Raw genomic sequence first — 16,218 nt, 5'->3', positions numbered from 1 at the left:
ATACTATAACTATGATAATATTATAAATGTAAAGAAAATCAATTTGTTTTTGAAAAGGGAGGATTACAATGAAACTGAAAAAGATTGGTGCTTTAGTTTTAGCAGGAACAATGATTTTGTCATCATTGACAGCCTGCAGTCAGAAAACTGCTGAGGAGAGCAGCTCGGGTGATGCAGCGACAACGACTACCGAGGAAGCCACAACATCAAGTGATGGCACGTTGACAACGGACAACATCACAATTACAATGATGTATTCGGGAACAGCAACAGAAAATGATTTTGAGACACAGGTACTGCCGAAGCTTGTACAAGAGGCATTTCCAAACATCACATTGGAGGTAACAAAATTACCGGATGACCAGTATTATACGGCATTAAAGACAAAGCTTGCTTCAGGTGAAGCGCCTGATATCATTTTGTTACAGCCTAAGTATGCAGGAGCAAACTCAATTATCAGTCTTGCACAGGCTGGCTATCTAGAGCCGTTGACTGAATTAAAGGCAGTTGAGCTTGGCGGGGAAGCGGCAAGAGAGTCATACCGCTACGGTAACGATGTTTATGGTATCGGAAGCGGTGCAACAATGCTTGGAACTTACTATAATAAAGATATGTTTGAGGCAAACGGACTTTCCGTGCCGACTAATTGGGATGAATTCCTAAACTGCTGTCAGGTATTGCAGGATGCAGGTATCCAGCCGATTGTAATGGGTGACAAAGATATGTATGTTATGCAGTTTGGTTTATATCAGATTGCAGCAAATCAGGTTTATGCAGACAATGCAGCATTTGATGACCAGCTCAGAACAGGTGAGACAAAATTCACCGATGAGGGAACATGGGATAAGGTACTTGAGATGTATAAGACATTATATGACAAGGGTTATATCCAGAATTCCTCTTTGGGAATCGGAGCACAGCAGGCTATCCAGAAATTTGTGGATGGAGAGGCAGCTATGACCTTTGACGGCTCCTTCAATGCAGCAGCTATTCAGGCATCAGGTACTGTGGAGTTTGAAAGAGGCTATTTCCCGCTTCCGGGTAACGATGCAGGAGAAGATTTATATGCTTCTGTGGCAATTGGCGGCGGACCGGGTATCTATTCCGGATCTAAGCATATTGATGAAGCGAAAGCAATATTAGAGCTTTGGTTTGATGGTGAATCAGATATTTGGAAGGCTTATGTAGATGCAGGCAATATTGTTGCAACCTATGGTTATGGCTCCGACCAGGTAAATCCGCTGTTCCAGACGTTCGTTGATTTATACAATGAAGGAAAATCCTTCTACTGGTGTAATCAGGGCTGGCCGGCAGGTACAGAGAGCGAGATGGAGGCTCTGTTCAGCGAAGCAATCGGTGGTCAGGGTACAACAGTTTCGGATATTGTGGAGGGAATGCAGCTGAAATTCCAAGAGCTTTATACCGAGTAATATGCTGAAAGTAAAGAAGGAATGGGCAATTTGTCCATTCCTTCAAAAAAGAGGTGAAAAGTGTGAATAGAAAGAAAAAAAGTAAAAATATTTCTCTTGTATTTCCGAACCGCATGTATGTGTTTGCCCTTCCGGCACTGTTGCTATTTTGTGTGTTTTGGGTTTACCCGGTTTTACAATTATTTTATTACAGTATAACGAATTTCAATGGTATTAATTATAATTACGATTTTGTCGGGGTTAAGAATTATGTAACCCTATTCAAAGAAGGAACGATGGTAAATTCCATCAAAAATACTTTGATTTATGCGATTATCATTGTAATTGGAAGCAACCTTTTAGGAATCAGTGTTGCGATGGTTTTAAATATCAAAATCAGAGGAAAGGCATTTTTTAGAACATGTGCCTATCTGCCGGCACTTTTCAGTGCGATTGTAGTTGGTTTTATCTGGTCCTATGTCTATATGCCGGATGCAGGTATGCTTTCCTCACTTATGGATCTTGTCGGCTTGGACGGCTCAAAGCTTAATCTGCTTGGCAATTATAAAACCGCACTGTATGCGATTGCGATTGTCGAAATATGGAAGAGCTTTGGTACTACTATGATTATTTATCTTGCGGGCTTGCAGACTGTGGATGAAAGCTTGCTGGAGGCAGGGAAGATTGATGGCTGTAATGAATGGCAGCTGATCAGAAAGGTAAAGCTTCCCCTTATCTCATCGACTATTACGATTAACGTAATTTTGAACGTGATTGCGGGACTAAAGGCATTTGACTACTCCTTTATCATGACAAATGGAGGTCCGGGCAAATCAACAAATACATTAATGTTTACGATATATAAAATTGCTTTTACCGACCAGATGATGGGAAAAGCAAGTGCATTTTCGGTTATATCCTTTATCGTCATTATTTTAATTACGATATTTATGCTGATTTTTATGAATAAGAGGGAGGTGGAGCTATAATGGCATTTTTCAAAAAAAAGACAGACCGGGAAGTAGAAAAATATGAAAAACTCTCCCCAAGTATTTTGGCAGTTTACATCATATTGATTTTATTTTGTATCATTATCGTTGCACCGCTTGTCATCGTGGTATCAAGCTCCCTTCGTGAAGCCTCAAACATGAAATCGCCGCTTATCCTGTTCAGCCAGTTGACACTAAGCAGCTATATCACGGCATTTAACCAAATGAATTATCCGATGCAGTTTTTAAACAGCTTTATGACAACAGGCGGGTCGGTTCTTATTGTTGTCTGCATCGCTACAATGGCAGCTTACCCGATTACGAGAATCAAACGTCCGTTTAGTAAGGGATTATATTACTTCTTTATTGCAGGACTTGTAATTCCGGCACAGATGGTAATTGTCCCGGTGGCGCAGATGTTTGGCCGCCTGAATATTCCGAACACAAGATTTACACCAATGATTATGTTTATCACTTGTAGTTTGCCGTTTTCCACGTTTCTCTATGCGGGCTTTATGAAGAGTGTGCCGATTGAGATAGAAGAATCTGCTTACCTTGACGGTGCAAGTCTTTGGACGAGATTTACACGGATTGTATTTCCGTTGTTAAAGCCAGCAACGGTATCAACGATTATCACACAGGGACTTTGGATTTGGAATGATTACTTTTTCCCGATGGTATTTATCTCAAAATCCTCCCAGTACTCCTTGCCGGTCGGCATGATACAGTTTTTAGGAGACAGAGAAAACCCGGCACAGTGGAATGTATTATTTGCCGCCTGTGTACTGTGTGCACTGCCGCTTATCATTATATTTGCCGTACTCCAGAAGCAGTTTATAAACGGAATAGCAGCAGGGGCAGTAAAGGGGTAGAATTATGGAAAAGGAATATTTGGTTATTGACGTTGGCGGAACGGAGATAAAATACGCTCTTATGACAAGCCATGCAGAAACTTTGGAGAAAGGAAAAATAAAGACTTCCTATGAAAATGGAGTGGATGGTTATATTGGCAGACTGGCAGGCATATACGAGGGCTTTCAGGGCAGAGCGGAGGGAATTGCCATTTCCCAGCCAGGCGTTATCGACAGTGATAAGGGAATTGCCATAACTGGAGGTTCCTTCGGCTTTATAGAGCAGACGCCTGTCGCCAAGCTGCTCACGGAAAAATGCAAGGTCAGAGTCACGGTGGAAAATGACGGCAACTGTGCAGCTCTTGCGGAGGCATGGAACGGAAGTCTGAAAGATTGCAGTGACGGGGTCGTGATTTTACTTGGAACCGGAATTGGCGGAGGTATTATCAAGGACGGAAAGATTTATAAAGGAAAGCATTTTGCAGCAGGGGAATTTAGCTTTGTACTGTTTGGAAATGATTATGAGAGCCTTGAAAATATATGGGGAATGAGAAACGGCAACAAAAGGCTATGCCAAATGGCGGCACGTGCCAAGCAGGTTGAGCCGGAGGAAATGGACGGTATAAAGATTTTTGAGATGGCAAATGCCGGTGATAGATTGATTTTAAAGGCACTTGACAGATTTACAACGGATATTGCAAAGGAGATTTTTAATTTGCAGGCAATCTTAGATCCGGAATTGTTTGCCATCGGCGGAGGTATCAGCAAGCAGGATTTGCTGATTTCCATGATACAGGAAAAGGTAGACTATATTTACGACGTATTTCCGGTGAAGGTGCCGTCAAAGGCAAAGGTTGTGAGATGCCATTATGATAATGATGCAAACCTGATTGGTGCGTTAAAGCATTATTTAGATAGTGAGAAATAAGAGGAGTACCGGTTATTATTTCAGTGAGAATGATAGCCGGTGCTTTTGTATTGTTTTAGGAAAATCTATTACAAAGAGGAAGAGGCTGTTTTGCAATTCACCCGGCGCAAGGTGCGATTATCACAGAATGTTCATAATTCCTAGCTTGCTACGGCTTGGGAGCTATATTATAATATGATACAAGGATCAAAAGATCAAAATACCTTTTGGTCCCGGCATCATAAAATTGATTGAGGTGCAGAGCACCTTTTGACATCTTGGTCAAACATACAAGGAGGATGAAATTCATGGACAAATTTTCAGATTTATCCAAGGAGAAGATAAAAGAATATCATATGAGCTTTATTAGAAAAAAATTATCCCGTTCACGGCTGAACTCCATTCGAACCAAATTTATCATAGCGATTGTGGTGGTACAGCTTTTTACTGCACAGATTGGTCAAGCGGTTAACTTTGCAATGAGTCAGAGTCTCGCCGGACTGAAAAGGGTAGGAATGGATACGAAGGTTTTTGACGGCAGCGTCGGAATTTATATTAACTCAGGTTTAAATATTATCATCACAGTTATCATTATCACAATCTTGTTCAATCTTTTGATTTCAAACCGATTAAAGAAAATATATATTTACGCAGAGAAGTTTGCAAAGGGAGATTTGTCTTATGAATTAAATTTTATTGGAAATGATGAGCTTGCTAAATTAGGCGATTCACTTGACAAGGCAAACGCCAATATGAAAAAGCTGCTTTCAAATGTGGAGGAGATTTCGGTGACAATTGAAGATTCCAGCACTGAACTGTTGGCGGCAACACAGAATTCCACGAGCAATATTACGGCAATTCAGTCGACATCTACCATGCTGGCAGAGGATGCAAATGAACTTACATTTTCCACACAGCGGGCAAGTGAGAACATTGAGAAGATTGTAGAGATAAAGAATACGCTTCTCACGGAGGTTGACACTTCCTTGAAAGCGGCAAAGGAGATGGAGATTCGCGCAAACCAGATGAAGAACACGGTTGCAGACTCCATGAATCATGCAAAAACAACCTATCAGGAGAAGCAGGAAAAAATTCTCCAGGCGATTGAGGCAGGAAAGGTTGTGGAGGAAATTACAACCTTTGCTGATACAATTAATGAGATTGCCTCCCAGACGAATCTGCTTTCGTTGAATGCCTCGATTGAGGCGGCAAGAGCGGGTGAGCATGGCAAGGGCTTCCTGGTTGTTGCCGAGGAGGTAAGAAAGCTGGCAGACCAGTCAGCAGATGCTATCTCCAATGTAGAGGCCTTGATTTCACAGACAAGGGAAGTATTTGATAACCTGACAAGGAGCTCTCAGGATATTTTAAGCTATATTGATGAGGATGTTATGTCCGATTATGAATTGCTCCTTAAAACCGGAGAGAATTATCAAAATGATGCGGAATTAATCTACAAGCTGTCAACCAAAATCAACGGATCGACCAATTTAATCAATTCTTCTCTGGAGGAGATTAACAAAGCGGTTGAGTCTGTTGTAGATACCGCGGAGAAGACTTCTTCCTACTCCGAGGAAATCAATTCAAGTCTGTCATTTATCGGGGAGACGATGGAGCAGGTATCCAAATCAATGGATGAACAAAATAATATGACCAATGAGCTGGCGGCTTCGATGGAGCAGTTTAAGCTGTAAAAATAAGCCAAGTACCGAAAAGAGGTGCTTGGCTTTTCAGATTCTATTTCAAAGCAAGTGCATAAGCCGACCGGAATAAAAATAGAATAAAAGTATAACACTTTTCACTATTTTGTGGTATTCTAGGAAGGATTGAAAAAAATATGGCATTGTTTCGGAATGAATATGAGGAGAGGGCGTATTATCTTCATCAGGAAAATCCTGTGGTAGACGCTCATCTGGATTTGGCGGCTGAGATTTATCAGAGGCATCAAAACGGAGAGAGGCATGTGATAGAAAAGCATTATCTGGAAAATCTGAAAAGAGCAGGTATCAATGTGATTGCTTCCTCTATTTTCGTTGAGACAAAACAGCTTCCGGCAAGAGGGCTTGAGCTTACTCTCTACCAAATTAGTGCGTTACTTAAGGAGATAGAGGAGCTTCGAGATGAAGTCTGCCTGATCAAAAATAAGAGCGACCTAGAGGCGGTAATAAACGGCAATAAAATCGGAATTCTCTTGTATTTTGAAGGGCTTGACATTGTTACAAGCGATTGCAGCATGCTGCGTGCCTTTTACGAGATGGGTATTAGGGGCGCAAGCTTGACATGGAGCAGGCGAAATTATCTTGGTGAAGGCTGTTGTAAGGCAAGCCAGTATGAGGATATCAGAGGGGGACTGTCTAAGCTTGGAATTGAGACAATACAGATGATGGAGAAGCTGTCTATGTTCCTTGATGTAAGCCATTTAAATGACGACGGATTTGAGGATGTGGCTGCCTGCACGATGAAACCCTTTGCCGCAACTCACTCCAATGCCAGAAATATACATGATAGCTATCGAAACCTTACCGATGGGCAGATAAAAAGGCTTGCAAAAAGCGGAGGTGTAATCGGCTTAAATGCATACAAAGATATTGTGGGTGCTGATCCCGCAAATCACCCGATTGATAAGATGTGCCAGCACACAAGACACATCATGGAGATTGCAGGGGAGGAGCACGTTGGTTATGGTCTGGATTTATGCGAAGCCTATGAGCGTGCCGTTTTAAAGACCGACAGACTGGAAGAGCCGCTTGACTGCATACGAAATCATGGAGAGCTGATACAAGTCAGTTCCAAATTTTTACAGATGGGTTATTCGGAGGAGACGGTGAAAAAGATAATTGGCAGAAACTTTGTGGATTATTTTAGAAAGGTGCTTCCGTACTAGGCGGGGTAGTAAAGCACCGGATAAAAGATAGATTAGAGGACATAAGAGGAAATGAAAGAATTTATCAAAAAAGAACCTGTATTAACCGCTGCCATTTTGCTGGCAGCTTTATCTGTGTTTATTGTGAAGCCGTCCGCGGCATATATCGACTATATCGACTTTGGCGTACTGATTTTGCTTTTTTGCCTGATGCTTGTTGTGGGCGGTTTGCAGTCTATCGGTATGTTTGAATTTTTAGCGGGATATATGCTGAAATTTATTAAGAATGACAGGCAGTTATATAGTATGATGGTATCACTGTGCTTTTTCACCAGTATGCTGATTACAAATGATGTTGCGCTTATCACATTTATTCCGTTTACGATTCTTCTCTTGCTAAACCTCAAAAAGAGGGACAAACTGATTAGTCTGATTGTACTTGAGACAGTTGCCGCTAATTTGGGAAGTATGCTGACACCAATTGGAAATCCGCAGAATTTATATATTTATACAATCTCCGAGATGTCCATAGCAAAATTTGTGAAGGTTATGCTTCCGATTACGGTGATTTCCTATGTACTTTTATTGATTGTCATTTGGATTATTACAAGAAATAATAAAAAAATCGAGACAAATATGGAGATACATAAGGTCTCGGACAAAAAGCGGCTGCTGTTATATGCGGTGTTGTTTCTGCTTTGTATCGGGGCAGTGCTGCATTTATTAAATTATGCTGTATTACTTTGGATTGTGCTGGCAGCAGTTTTTCTAAGCGATAAAAATTTAGTAATGAAGGCGGATTACAGTCTTTTATTTACCTTTACCGCCTTTTTTATTTTTATTGGAAATATTCAGCATATGGAGCTTGTTCGAAGCTCCATTCAGGGAATTATAAAGGGAAATACAATCCTTTTTGCTGTTTTATCCAGTCAGGTTATCAGCAATGTGCCGTCAGCCATGCTTTTATCCGGCTTTACAAACAATTATTCCGAGTTGCTGTTAGGTCTGAATATCGGAGGTCTTGGGACCTTAATTGCTTCTATGGCAAGCTTAATTTCCTACCGCTACTATGTGAATATTCAACATTCGGATACAAAACGATATATCGGCGTGTTTACGCTGACAAATGTATTTTTCTTGGTGGCGTTACTGACGGCGGTACCGATTGTGAGGTAGAATGTGTTTGCTTCGCAACCCACTCGGGCGCAAAGTGTGAGCAGGGCTCACACTTTAATTTTATATCATAGAAGATTTCTATGATATAAAATGTTATGCGCACCTCGTGGAGGGGGAAAGAGTTGCTTCGCAACCCACTCGGGCGCAAAGTGTAAGCAGAGCTTACACTTTAATTTTATAGTGCAGCAGCCAGTCGTTGATCATCAGCATATATGCGATGAGCTGAGGCGCAGCCATAAGCTGCCCATACCAAGGCGAGCCGTAATCAGAAGGTGTGTTAATAAAAAAGTACACCTTTGCCTTATCTATAAATTGCAGAATCGGTGAGGAGGGCTCCTCAATAACCTCAATCAGTTTTTTGGCAAGCAGACTTTCATAGCCGGGATCATAGGTTTTCGGATACGGCGACTTTTTGCGATAGAGAACTTCATTTGGCAAAAGCCCCTCGGAAGCTTCCCGCAGCAGGCTTTTTACGACCTCATTATGATATTTCATTGACCAAGGTACGTTAAACACATACTCTGCAAGGCGGTGGTCGGCAAAAGGAACTCTTGCCTCCAAGCCGGAATACATGCTGCAGCGGTCCATTCGGGTGAGGAGCGTCTGCATAAACCATCTTATATTCAAATAGGAGATTTCACGTCTGCGCGTCTCTGTCTTATCCTCATTGTAAAGCTTTGGTGTTTCACTGACAGATTTTTCGTAGGTGGCACGTACATAATCCTCCATATGAAGGGCTTCAATAAAATCATCTCTCAGCAATGCTTTTCGCGGTTCCAGATTCATCGTCCAAGGGAAAGTATTGGCTTCAAAGCACTCTTTTTTATGAAACCACGGATATCCCCCAAATATCTCGTCGGCGCATTCCCCGGTCAGCGTCACTGCATTGTGTTCCTTTACCAAAGAACAAAAATAGAGCATAGAGGAATCCACGTCTGCCATTGAAGGCAAATCGTGTGCCCGCACCGAATCCGTTAGTCTGTCTGCAAGACTTAACTTGTCACATTCCAGAAAAATATGTTTCGTATCCAAGAATTTCACCATTTTTTCCGCCCAAGGTCTATCCTCGGAAGGCTGAAAGGCATTGGATTTAAAATAGCGGCTGTTGTTCGCAAAATCAAAAGAAAAGGTGGATAGCTGCTTATTCTTTTTCTTAAGCTCTTTTGCACAAATGGCAGAAACCAAGCTGCTGTCGATGCCGCCTGATAAAAAGGTGCAGATTGGAATATCGGAAACCATCTGTCGTTTGATGGAATCCTGAACCAGAAAGGAAGTTTTGGCAACGGTTTCCTCATACGAATCGGTGTGCTCACATGCCTCAAGCTTCCAGTAGCACTCCATACAAAAACCTTCCTTGCCATAGTGGCAATAATAACCGGGAAGTACCTCTTTGATATGTTTAAAAACACCTTTGCCGGGCGTTTTTGCCGGGCCGATGCTAAATATTTCATTTAAGCCCTCGATATCCACCTCAGGCGTCGCCAAAGGATGTTCAAAAATGCCCTTTATTTCCGAGGAAAAAATAAGCGTGTTGTCAATAATGGAATAAAAAAGCGGCTTAATTCCGAAGCGATCCCGAAACAGGTATAGCTCATTGGTCCTCTCATCACTGATTGCAAATGCAAAAATGCCGTTTAGCTGTTTGACAAAATCAGGTCCATATTCCAAAAAGCCGACTAAAATAACCTCTGTATCACAGGTAGTCAAAAAGTCATGCCCTTTGGATTTTAAGTCGTTTCGGAGCTCCTCGGTATTATAAAGCTCTCCGTTATATATAATGGTATAATTTTCATGATAATAAGTACGTGTCATAGGCTGATGACCACCAGCCAAATCAATAATCGACAGCCGGACATGGGCAAGGGCAAAGGTGTCTGAAAGATAAATGCCCTCATCGTCCGGTCCCCGGTGCTTCTGCACCAGATTCATTCGGTTTAGTATTTCTTTATAATAATTGGAAGAATTGGAATAATGCTCATATGGATTGGAAAAACCTGCAATACCGCACATATTATGTCCCCTTTATAATTTATTGTTCCGACATAAAGTAATGTCTTCTATAACGTATTATGTTTCATATTATGTTTATGCAATTAATTTTGTGAAATAAAATCAGTAGTATGGTATAATTGTCGTAGACAATTATACCATCCCGGATGGGGATGCAAATAAATTACGAAGTAATTTAGTATAATGTTGATAGACATGATAACCCCGAATGGGATATGGTATGAATTGCAAAGCAATTCAATGAATAACAATTATAGCATCCCAAGTGGGAATATATGGGTTACAAAGGAATTTATATATTGGTCGCGTAAGTAAAAATATTGGAGGTAGAAAATGAAGGCAGCTATTGTTTATTTTTCATTGGAAGGAAATACTAAATTTGTGGCAGAAAAAATAAGTAAACAGACAGGAGCAGAGGAACTCCGTCTTATTCCCAAAAAGGACTATCCGACAGGAAAGATAAGTAAATTTTTCTGGGGCGGAAAAAGTGTCACATTTGGGGAAAAACCAAAGCTGGAGTCATATGACTTCAAGGAAGATGAATACGATGTTGTCATCATCGGCACTCCGGTTTGGGCAAGCAGTTTCACTCCTCCAATCAAGACTTTTTTGGCAGAGCATAATCTCGCAGGAAAAAAGGTTGCTCTTTTCGCTTGTCAGATGGGAAATGATGCAGAAAAATGCTTTGACAAGCTTAAAAAGGAGATAGGAGACTGCGAAATTCTGGCGACCTTGGCGCTCACTGATCCGGGTAAGAATAGGACGAATGAAAACCAACTCCAGATTGATACTTTCTGTTATAATATTTTAAACAAAATTAACCAATAATATTCGTTAAAAAAGATGCACACTTGACGCAGGAATGCAAAGAGGTGCATCTTTTTTTGACGAATTTGCGGTAACAGTTCAGCCATGCAGAAATGATTATAGAAAATGACCGTGAGTGCTTGCACTCTAAGGGCGTTTTGTATAATCATTTCTATAGGGCGGATGCCTTACATTCATAATGTGCTGATCATGTAGTAAGATATTTGATATATTTATATATCTGGCACATTATGAATGGCATGGTTGAACTGTTACAATTTGTGACAAGTAAAGCTATTTAAAGTTTTATCTTGTCTGCAAAAAATAGGTCTGCAAAAAAAAAATTCTAAAAAAATTAGTTGATTTTAAAACAAAAGACTGCTAATATAAAGCTAGCTGGTTCTCAGCTTTCAAGTATTACGCATTTTCGCGTAGATTACCCAAATAAAAATTAAAACTAAATAGCGATTCATTGGTTAAGTTTGCCTTAATCAGAAAAAGGAGTGATTGATTGGGAGAAATTATTAATTGCAGGCCCAAACGAAAAAAGAGGGGCTGCAATAAACGACTTGTCAAAAAGCGCATGGACAGGAAGCGGCTTGATTTTATTGTGAAAAGGATACAAGACAACGAAGGAGAAAAGACAGTTGTCATCAAAAAAATATCGCCTTTTGCCAAGCTTTTGGAGGTAACGTCAGACGGAATATACCGAATTGTACGGTTATGCGGCTGGATTGTTTTGTGCGTGCTTGTCACGGTCGGTTGTAACACGCTGTTGAATGGAGAATTGAGAGAGCCGGCATTAGCAATGTTTCGTCGGTTGATAGGAGGGTGAGTAAAGATAGGGTGAAAGATTGTGGATGCAAGGAAAAAACAATATTTTGTAAAAGGGGGAGAAAAAGGTTGTAGAGGATGAAGGGAACAACGAAAATAATGAGGCTAAGAGTGATTGGTAAGCTATTTGAGGGAATGATGGATTTACTTTATCGGGTTGGAAAAATAATTATGTGGTTACTTGCTGTAATTATCATGAGCATCGGTACGGTAACATTATTAAATCCAATAATCCAAGGGATTATATTTAGATACTTACCATTTTAAAGTGGGGGATGAAATGAAAAAAAGAAAAAACATAAGGACGCATATATTTTTAATAATAATTTTATTTGCCTTTATTGTGCCAATTTCAGTAAGTGCACAATGGGATAAGGTATATGGAAACGGAACATTAAACGTTACGTTGTTATCTGGGACAAAAAACGGAGGCTGCTACAGCAGTGATGCTGTTGTCAAAATCAGATGGACCAATATTGAAGATCCAAACGATAACTCAGGTGTCGATGATGTAGCTTTCGTCGGCGGAATTACAAAAAGCGGAACGGATGATTATTATATTCCGGTTGTTTATCCAAAGAATCTATTGAAAACATTTTCAGGTTCCACAACCGGTGATGGCTGGAATGTAGGATCAGGTTTTGACTGTTCCGGTGATTCATGGGAAATAACATTAGGTGTTGCCAATATCCCAAAAGAAACAAATTATATTGTACATGGAAGAACAGTTGCAACAAACGAAAGAATCGGTGACTATATTGGTTACACAGGACCAACGGCAGATGATGTTGATAGCACAAAACCAACCGTTTCACATACGATTACCGGTACTACTGCAAATAGTTGGTATGCCTCCGGTGCAAAGATAACCTTTACCGGAAATGATTCGGGCAGTGGTATTGATTATATCCTAGTCGATGGAAAAGAACAGGCAAATAACTACGTCGTTACTCCGGGAGCGGGAAAGACAACTTATACTTACCAGGCAGTAGATAAAATGGGATTAACTTCAGATGTTAAAAGCGTGACAATTAGCGTTGATGCTACTGCACCGACGATTAGTGCCACACCGTCACAGACCAAACTGGCAAATGGATGGTATAAAGGCTCCACGACTCTCAAATTTACAGCGAGTGATTCGCAAAGCGGATTAAGTTGGCTTAAATATAATGCGACACCAATTACAACCGGCGCGTCAGTTACAGTACCAGAAGGGGAGACTACATACAATTATTCTGCTAGCGATTCGGTAGGAAACCAAAGCTCCGGCAGTATTTCGTTAAAAATAGATGCATCGGCTCCGGTTGTGGCATTGATAAAAGGAGATACAACAAGCTGGGTAAAGCAAGTTACCCTTACCATAAAAGGCAGCGATGCTTATTCAGGAATTGCTACTTCCTCTCTAAAGCTTGAATACTCTGCGGATGGTTCAACTTGGGGCAGCTATCAGACATTTTCAAGTGCGGGCACATTCACAACTGATATAGAAAGAAATGGATATTGGCGTGTAACCGCAACGGATAATGTGGGATATACAGCCGCAACACCAGCCTTAAATATCACCAATATTGACTCGGAGGCACCAGAATTAAATTATACGATTACAGGAGATTTAAAGGAAAGCGGCTGGTATAAGGGAGACTCATTACTTGAATTTACGGCAACGGACGCGGGAGGCTCAGAAATCAAGTCTATTACCGTAAATGGGAATGAAACATTAGGCAGTAAAGTAAATGTTGATGTAACAACAGAAGGAGAAAATAATTACAATGCCTATGCGACCGATTATGCCGGGAATACTGATGCAAAAGATGTGACGATAAAAATGGATAAATCAGCACCAACCGAGTTGTCTATGATACCAAATACAACGGAATGGACAAAAGACCCTGTGACAATTACGCTGGGGGCAAAGGATACTTATAGTGGAATTGATACAATAGATTTGCAGTATACGGCGAATATTACTCAGGTTGATTGGAAGACGTATGAAAATGGGGTTGTTTGGAAAAAGGGTGAAGATAATAAATATAACTGGGTGAAGGTTTTCGGAATTATTCTTTTGGGTGGTGCGGAGCATCAAGAACAAGTAAACCAAGCAAATTACGAGATTTCAGTAACAGATAACGGATACTATCGCATTGTGGTAAAGGATCGAGTTGGTCTTGTAACGACTATTACGGATGTTTTATATGTTACTAATTGTGACCCGGATTTGCCGGATGCGGATACTATTGGAATTGGGAGGAACACAATACAGTGGGTAAACGAGCCGACCGGAATTGAAGTGACCAGTTATGGCTCTGATGAGATATCTGGGCTTAGTACAGTAGCGGTACAGGAGCACAATGCGGAGACAGACAGATACGAAGATATAAAAGTAGAAGAATACGCTGGAGAAACAACTATTGAAAAGGCAATGTATCATACGCATAAAAATAATTTTTATTTAACCAAAATTGAAGACCAAGCTGGTAATACGTTAAAAATGAAAGAAGAGGAAGCTTTGGATGTAGATAATGTAGACCCAGCAGCTCCAGATTTGGAAATTAAAGCAATATCCTCTGATGAGGGGTATATCAGCTCTTCAAAAGGCTATATCATACAAGCCCTAATTGAGGATAAGCAAAGTGGTTTTGCAGAAGCAATTCTACAGAGGTTAGATGAAAATGGTGAATGGCAGGATACTAATACGGAGTATAAAATCATTGAGCAGGAGCAAGAAGATAATCAAGAAACAGAGGAAGATACTCTGCTTTTGAATAAAGTTGCAAGGAAGCGGGTTATTGTAGCAACAGTAGCTCCAATTTCTACACATTCTTCCAATCAAGATGCTCTTAAGGAGGTAGAAGAGCAATCAGGCGAAGAGGAAGTAAGGGAGCAGGGGCAAACGAAGGTAGTCATTGCATTTACGGTCCGTGGAAATGGTATATATCGCTTAAAGGGGGCAGACTTAGTTCAGAATACGGCATACTCGAATGATACAATCGAAGTTAAGAATTTAGACGGAAGTATGCCAACTATCCGGGTAGAAGGAAATCCTACTATATGGCAGAATACAGATGCTACACTTACGATAGTCGCGACCGATGCGGATACGAAAATTGCAACAATGACGCTGGATGGAATGGAACAGGAAATTTTAGATAGCGGAAGTGGGGAATATAGCTTTACTTTTGACGCAACTAAGAATCAGGAGTTTCGTATAACAGCTACTGATGAGGCAGGAAACACCATAACAGAAGTTGTGAAGGTTACTAAAATTGATAAGGAGCTTCCGGTTCTTGTTGCTACCCCGGCAAGTGATTGGGATAGTGAAGGATATCGGCTATTAAGTTTACAGGGGAGTGACCAGCTAAGTGGAATCGATACGGTAACCATTCAAATTGAGAATAATGAGACGGTAGCAGGCAGTTATCCTTATGCCAAGTCACAAAAGTTATTTGCGTCAGATTATCATATTTTAACAAATGGTGAGTACCAGGTAACAATAAAGGATCATGCGGGAAATGTAACCATACAAAGTATTTCCGAGGCAGAGGCAAAACGCTTAAAGGCAATTGAAGTTGTGGTTCCGCCCAATCAAGTAAAATACCAAAGGAAGGAAAACTTTAAGAAAAAGGGAATGGTGGTTGATGCAATTTACAACGATAATTCCAGAAAAGAAAACATTAAGGATTATATAATCTTAAACGGAACGAAGCTTCCGCTATCTCAGGATAAAATTGATTTATCCTATACCGAAAATGAAGATACCGTTTATACAAACACACCGATTTCGGTCTATGAAAAAGAGACAACCCCGGCAACTCCGGAAGAGCCGAGTAATCCAACAGAAGAATCAGCAGTAGTACCGCATACCCCAAAAACTCCAATATCGCCGCGACCGACTCCTGTTACTTTAACTGAAGAAGAACGGATAGAAGAGTCGAAAGAGGAAATAAAGGAAGAACCGGCTAAAGAAGTAAAAACAATACCGGAAAACACCGGAGAGACTCTAAGGACAGATAAGAGGTTTCCAATCGGAGCCATTCTTGGAGGCACCGGATTATTTCTCATTATTCTTTTCTTATTGCTTCCTAATGTGAAGGTGTACAATAAGAATGGAGAAGGGGAATGGAGGCTTTTGGGAAGGACAAGAGCCTTAAAAGTAAAAGATAAATATGTAGTGAAAATATCAAAGTTCATTTATATGAAAGCAGAAACGAATAGCTATAAACTGGTATTTTCAAAAGTATTTAAGAAGTTTCATGAGGAGTGTGATTTGCTTGTTCGGATTGAAAAGAGAGATTATGAAAAGCTACTAAAGAAAGACAGTAATATTGTTTATGTAGAAGATGAAGATTGACCCAAAAGGTAGCTTAAAAAAAGAGGA

Annotated in this window: 12 protein-coding genes; 11 read left to right on the top strand and 1 reads right to left on the bottom strand. The window is 40.6% G+C overall.

Annotated elements, in window-relative coordinates; all coding sequences use genetic code 11:
• Positions 1-68 precede the first annotated feature (68 nt).
• The 7 genes from CTY48_RS13220 to CTY48_RS13190 all read left to right on the top strand — a co-directional run bounded on the left by CTY48_RS13220 (position 69) and on the right by CTY48_RS13190 (position 8,192).
• Positions 69-1,430, top strand: coding sequence for an ABC transporter substrate-binding protein (locus tag CTY48_RS13220; RefSeq protein WP_099468950.1), 1,362 nt, complete (start codon positions 69-71; stop codon positions 1,428-1,430).
• Between the two features lie 62 nt (positions 1,431-1,492).
• A complete protein-coding gene (locus CTY48_RS13215) occupies positions 1,493-2,398 on the top strand; it encodes a carbohydrate ABC transporter permease (RefSeq protein WP_236354926.1) in 906 nt (301 codons plus the stop codon).
• Positions 2,398-3,270 carry a carbohydrate ABC transporter permease gene (locus CTY48_RS13210; RefSeq protein WP_099468949.1) on the top strand — a complete coding sequence of 291 codons (873 nt, stop codon included), beginning with the start codon at positions 2,398-2,400 and terminating at the stop codon, positions 3,268-3,270. Before CTY48_RS13215 ends, CTY48_RS13210 begins: the two co-directional genes overlap by 1 nt.
• Before the next feature lie 4 nt (positions 3,271-3,274).
• Positions 3,275-4,177 carry an ROK family protein gene (locus CTY48_RS13205; RefSeq protein WP_099468948.1) on the top strand — a complete coding sequence of 301 codons (903 nt, stop codon included), beginning with the start codon at positions 3,275-3,277 and terminating at the stop codon, positions 4,175-4,177.
• Between the two features lie 287 nt (positions 4,178-4,464).
• A complete protein-coding gene (locus CTY48_RS13200; protein ID WP_236354924.1) occupies positions 4,465-5,847 on the top strand; it encodes a methyl-accepting chemotaxis protein in 1,383 nt (460 codons plus the stop codon).
• A gap of 143 nt (positions 5,848-5,990) precedes the next feature.
• The gene (locus CTY48_RS13195) at positions 5,991-7,037 is read left to right on the top strand and encodes a dipeptidase (protein WP_099468947.1); all 1,047 of its coding nucleotides are present in this window, start codon (positions 5,991-5,993) and stop codon (positions 7,035-7,037) included.
• Between the two features lie 51 nt (positions 7,038-7,088).
• Positions 7,089-8,192 carry an SLC13 family permease gene (locus CTY48_RS13190; protein ID WP_099468946.1) on the top strand — a complete coding sequence of 368 codons (1,104 nt, stop codon included), beginning with the start codon at positions 7,089-7,091 and terminating at the stop codon, positions 8,190-8,192.
• A gap of 162 nt (positions 8,193-8,354) precedes the next feature.
• Here CTY48_RS13190 and asnB read toward each other — a convergent pair whose 3' ends face one another.
• The gene (asnB, locus tag CTY48_RS13185; protein ID WP_099468945.1) at positions 8,355-10,202 is read right to left on the bottom strand and encodes an asparagine synthase (glutamine-hydrolyzing); all 1,848 of its coding nucleotides are present in this window, start codon (positions 10,200-10,202) and stop codon (positions 8,355-8,357) included.
• 333 nt (positions 10,203-10,535) lie between these two features.
• Here asnB and CTY48_RS13180 point away from each other — a divergent pair, with 333 nt between their 5' ends.
• From CTY48_RS13180 to CTY48_RS13165, 4 genes are all read left to right on the top strand, one after another.
• Positions 10,536-11,030, top strand: a complete 495-nt coding sequence (locus tag CTY48_RS13180) for a flavodoxin family protein (protein ID WP_099468944.1) — start codon at positions 10,536-10,538, stop codon at positions 11,028-11,030.
• Positions 11,031-11,520: 490 nt separating this feature from the next.
• Positions 11,521-11,844 carry a hypothetical protein gene (locus tag CTY48_RS13175; RefSeq protein ID WP_099468943.1) on the top strand — a complete coding sequence of 108 codons (324 nt, stop codon included), beginning with the start codon at positions 11,521-11,523 and terminating at the stop codon, positions 11,842-11,844.
• A gap of 77 nt (positions 11,845-11,921) precedes the next feature.
• Positions 11,922-12,110, top strand: a complete 189-nt coding sequence (locus CTY48_RS13170; RefSeq protein WP_099468942.1) for a hypothetical protein — start codon at positions 11,922-11,924, stop codon at positions 12,108-12,110.
• Positions 12,111-12,123: 13 nt separating this feature from the next.
• Complete coding sequence (locus tag CTY48_RS13165) at positions 12,124-16,191, top strand: autotransporter outer membrane beta-barrel domain-containing protein (protein WP_099468941.1); 4,068 nt, start codon at positions 12,124-12,126, stop codon at positions 16,189-16,191.
• The last annotated feature ends 27 nt before the right edge of the window (positions 16,192-16,218 follow it).

Source organism: Konateibacter massiliensis, assembly GCF_900184995.1.
GTDB classification, from domain to species: domain Bacteria; phylum Bacillota; class Clostridia; order Lachnospirales; family Lachnospiraceae; genus Lachnotalea; species Lachnotalea massiliensis.
This window is presented reverse-complemented; position numbering and strand designations above follow the sequence as displayed.